Annotated in this window: 1 protein-coding gene and 1 pseudogene; both read right to left on the bottom strand. The window is 67.4% G+C overall.

Annotated features, from left to right (window positions below):
• Positions 1–179: 179 nt before the first annotated feature.
• Positions 180–506 (bottom strand): YbaB/EbfC family nucleoid-associated protein, encoded by a 327-nt coding sequence (locus CKO28_RS27690; RefSeq protein WP_200344759.1) that lies wholly within the window; start codon positions 504–506, stop codon positions 180–182.
• A 114-nt stretch (positions 507–620) separates the two neighbouring features.
• Positions 621–1,185: pseudogene (locus CKO28_RS27695) on the bottom strand (hypothetical protein); the annotation flags it as partial.

A 1,185-nucleotide genomic window follows, 5' to 3' on the forward strand; every position in this document is an offset into this window, starting at 1 on the left:
CCGGTGCTTCGGGCGCTCCTTCGGCGGGAACTGCTTCAGGAACTCCTCGCGCTTCCAGGCCTTGTAGGCGCGGTACTCCTCGACCTCCATCTCGGTCACGCTCTTGGTGTGGCTGTTCGCCATCCTGTTCTCTCCCGTTTGCTAAGGATCCCGGGCGCGCGTTGGATATCGCGCCCAGGTTACATGCCCGGCAGCTTGAAGCCCGCCGGCAGGTCCATACCGCCGGTCAGTTCGGACATCTGCTGCTGGGTATACTCGTCCAGCTTCTGGCGCGCATCGTTGTTCGCAGCCGCGATCAGATCTTCCAGCACGCCGGGCTCGTTCGGATCGATCAGCGAGGGATCGATCGAGACCTTGCTGGTCTGCCCCTTGCCGGTGATCGTGACCTGCACCATGCCGCCGCCCGACGAGCCGGTGATCTCCTCCTGGGCCAGGCGCTCCTGCATCTCCTGCATCTTCTCCTGCATCTGCTGCGCCTGCTTCATCATGTTGCTCAGGTTCTTCATGGCGGCGTCGCCTCCTTGCCGGGGGATCGGGTTCGGGCGCCGGCCGGTTCCGGCACCTGTAAGCGCAATGGCCTGGCGTCTAACATCTATGTAGCGTCTAACGCCTATGTGGGGTCACTGAAAGCGCGGGTCATTGGGGTCGATGTCGTCGCCGTAACCGGCCTGGCCCGGATCGTCGACCTGCTCCAGCCGGTCGTCGGCCGCGCCGTCACCGGCCGCGTCGTCACCGGCGGCATCGAGGCCCGCGGCATCCGGCGGCGTCTCGCCGTCGTCGCCCGCGCGCGCGCCGGCGGCCGCGGTCTCGACCCCGGGACCGCTGGCGCCTGTATAGTTGATCAGCTTGGCCCCGGGAAAGGTCTCCAGCACGGCCTGCACCTTGGGATGCTGCAGCAGCCGGTCGCGCTCCGCCGCCTTGCGCTGCTGCTCCTGCTCGAACAGCGTCGGATCGCCTTCGTCCTGCGACAGCGAGACCACCCAGCGCCGGCCGGTCCAGTCCGACAGCAGACGGCCCAGGTTGCCGGCCAGGTCCTTGGGCGCGTTGGCGTTCGGACGGAGTTCGATATGCCCCGGCTCGAAGCGCACCAGATGGGCCGTGTTGCGCAGATCGGCGGCGAGCTTGAGCTCGCGCTTGTCGCTGGCGAGCTTGACCACCTCGGCGAAGTTCTGCGGCTGCGCCGGC

Source organism: Rhodovibrio sodomensis (assembly GCF_016583645.1).
Classification (GTDB): Bacteria; Pseudomonadota; Alphaproteobacteria; order Kiloniellales; family Rhodovibrionaceae; genus Rhodovibrio; species Rhodovibrio sodomensis.